At 62.8% G+C, this 3,144-nt stretch carries 2 protein-coding genes; one reads left to right on the top strand and one right to left on the bottom strand.

The features are described 5' to 3' along the window. A partial coding sequence (locus BRAS3809_RS11385; protein ID WP_240535647.1) for a DUF6881 domain-containing protein occupies positions 1 to 383 on the top strand: 383 nt, incomplete at its 5' end. 125 nt (positions 384 to 508) lie between these two features. On the opposite strand, the gene rpoD is transcribed toward BRAS3809_RS11385, so the two are convergent. Beyond that, positions 509 to 2,620, bottom strand: a complete 2,112-nt coding sequence (gene rpoD, locus BRAS3809_RS11380; RefSeq protein WP_008962245.1) for an RNA polymerase sigma factor RpoD — start codon at positions 2,618 to 2,620, stop codon at positions 509 to 511. Positions 2,621 to 3,144 lie beyond the last annotated feature (524 nt).

Genomic DNA, 3,144 nt, shown 5'->3' with positions numbered 1-3,144 from the left:
ATGAGACTGGAAGGAGCGTATCAGCTCCTCGTGCTACTGTTCCGGTCAGGCACCCGCCATTGTGTTTCGGCGTTCGCCACCGCATGATCTCAAAGATGAGAAAAAATACCTACATCCGGGTACGCTGGCTGCATGATCTTGAAGACGAGCCGGTCGAGCTGTGGAGCGAGCTCGATGGAGAGCGCTTCGAGACACGCAAGCTTGAGATCTTTCGAAATGGCAGAATAGGTTTCGCAAGCGCGAGTGAGACGACGGAGGGGACCGCGCTCGGGGAGATTGCCGTGCCTCCGCTGGACGAGATCGTGCGGGATCGCGCGTTTGTGGCAGAGGAGGTTTCGCAGGAAGCCTTCGAGCTCCGCTGGCAGGTCAGGCAAGCTCGTTAGGTCGTGTCCACAAGATGTCTAGCTTACCACGGCCACAAACCAAAACGACGGACCTTTCGGTCCGCCGTTTTGTCTTGATGGATTGCCGGGTCAAGCCCGGCAATGACGATCGAACCAAACGTCGATCAGTTATCCAAGAACGACCGCAGCTTCCGCGACCGGCTTGGATGCTTCAGCTTGCGCAGCGCCTTCGCTTCGATCTGGCGGATACGCTCTCGGGTCACCGAGAACTGCTGGCCGACTTCTTCCAGCGTGTGATCGGTGTTCATGCCGATGCCGAAGCGCATGCGGAGGACGCGTTCTTCGCGCGGGGTCAGCGAGGCGAGCACGCGGGTCGTCGTCTCGCGTAGGTTCGACTGGATGGCGGCGTCGATCGGCAGGATGGCGTTCTTGTCCTCGATGAAGTCGCCGAGGTGGCTATCCTCCTCGTCACCGACAGGAGTTTCGAGCGAGAGCGGCTCCTTGGCGATCTTGAGGACCTTGCGCACCTTCTCCAAGGGCATGCCGAGCTTCTCGGCGAGCTCCTCGGGGGTCGGCTCGCGGCCGATCTCGTTCAGCATCTGGCGCGAGGTGCGGACGATCTTGTTGATCGTCTCGATCATGTGCACGGGGATGCGGATGGTGCGGGCTTGGTCCGCAATGCTGCGGGTGATCGCCTGCCGGATCCACCACGTGGCGTAGGTCGAGAACTTGTAGCCGCGGCGGTACTCGAACTTGTCGACCGCCTTCATCAGGCCGATGTTGCCTTCCTGGATCAGGTCGAGGAACTGCAGGCCGCGGTTGGTGTACTTCTTGGCGATCGAGATCACGAGACGGAGGTTGGCTTCCACCATCTCCTTCTTGGCCTGACGGGCCTCGCGCTCGCCCTTCTGCACGGAGTGCACGATCTTGCGGAACTCGCCGATCTCCAGACCGGTGAGGGCTGCCAGCGACTGCACCTCCTGGCGCAGGTCCTTGATGCGGTCCTTCTCGTAATGGACGAAGTTCTTCCAGCCCTTGGCCGACAGCTTCGAGACGCGGTTGAGCCAGCGCGGATCGAGCTCCGAGCCCTGGTAGTTGCGCAGGAAGTCCTCGCGGGCGACGCCGTGGGAGTCGGCGAGCCGCATCAGCCGGCTCTCGAACGAGACCAGCTTCTTGTTGATGTCGTAGAGCTGCTCGACGAGACTGTCGATGCGGGCCTGGTTGAGGCGCAGCGACTTCACCTCGACGATGATCTCGTCCTTGAGCTTCTTGTACTTGCGCTCCTGCGACGGCGACAGCGACTCGCTCTGCAGCTGGTTGGCGATGTCCTGCTCCTGCAGGCGGCGCAGCTTCTTGTACTCGGACGCGATCTTGTCGAAGGTCTCGACCACCTTCGGCTTGAGTTCGGCCTCGATGGCGGCGAGCGACATCTGGTTCTCGAACTCGTCGTCGTCCATGTCGGCTTCGGCCGCCGCCTCGCCGGGATCCTTCTCCTCGGCCGGCGCGCCGTTCGGCGCGGCACGGAACGGCGTGGCCTGCTGCGGCGCGGCCGGCGGCGCAGCAACCGCCGCCTGGATCTCGCCGCCCTCGCCCGCCTCGCCGTCGCCGGCCGCGGGCGCCGCGATCTGCGGGTTCATGCCGCCCTTGGAGTCGGGGCCGGCATAGGTGGCTTCGAGATCGATGATGTCGCGGAGGAAGATCTTGCCTTCGTTGAGCTCGTCGCGCCAGATGATGATGGCCTGGAAGGTCAGCGGGCTCTCGCAGAGGCCCGCGATCATCGCCTCGCGGCCGGCCTCGATGCGCTTGGCGATCGCGATTTCGCCCTCGCGCGACAACAGCTCGACGGTGCCCATCTCGCGCAGATACATGCGCACGGGATCGTCGGTGCGCTCGCCGGGTTCGGACTTCTTGACCTCGGTGACGGCCTTCTGCGTGATCTCGACGAGCTCGTTGTCGGTCTCGTCGTCGCCGTCGTCCTTCTCCTCGGCCTCGTCGGTTTCCTCGGCCTCGGTCACGTTGATGCCCATGTCGGACAGCATCGACATGATGTCTTCGATCTGCTCCGGCGAGGTGGTGTCGGGAGGCAGCACTTCGTTGAGCTGATCAAAGGTCACGAAGCCGCGCTTCTTGGCCTGCTTGATCATCTTCTTGACGGCGGCGTCCGACAGGTCGAGCAACGGCGAAGGCGCGTCGGCGGCATCCTTTTCGGGAGCGTCCGCGGCCTTGTCGTCCTTTTCCTTGTCCTTCACCTGCAGCGTCTTTGCCTTCGTGGCCATTCATTGCTCCCGAAACGCGCCCGCTTCGCCCGTGGCATCTTCGCCCTTGGCATCGCGGCGCCCGCCTGCTCTACTCAAACTGTTCTCGACGCGGAAAGGGCGGCGCACATTTCACGTCGCCACCCCCAAGGTCTGTCGCTGGTGTCGTCCCGTTTTGGACCGGCGCGCGTTTCTTGCAAAAGCGATACCGGTTTTGCAATCGAATCCGGCGCGAGTCCTGGCATCAAGACTCGGCGCGGTGTCCGACAGCGAAACCAACCCGTCACCTGCAGAAAATGCCCCGGACCTCTTAAACTTCGATTAACCCTGTTTTTGCAGCCAAACCATGGATTTGGCGAGTCTTTTCGCGCGGCCTGGAACCGGCTTGGATGGACCGGGCCGAAATGTGCTCGTCAATGACAGGGCGCCGGGCCCGAATTCTACACGTTGCGGTTGGTACGCCCGGACAGTTCTCCGAAGCCCTCGATCAGCGCCTCGGTGCCGTCCATCTCGGCCATCCTGGCCTTCACGTCCCTCAACCAGCC

Origin of the sequence: Bradyrhizobium sp. STM 3809, assembly GCF_000239795.1 — a bacterium.
In the GTDB taxonomy this organism is placed as follows: Bacteria; Pseudomonadota; Alphaproteobacteria; order Rhizobiales; family Xanthobacteraceae; genus Bradyrhizobium.
This window is presented reverse-complemented; position numbering and strand designations above follow the sequence as displayed.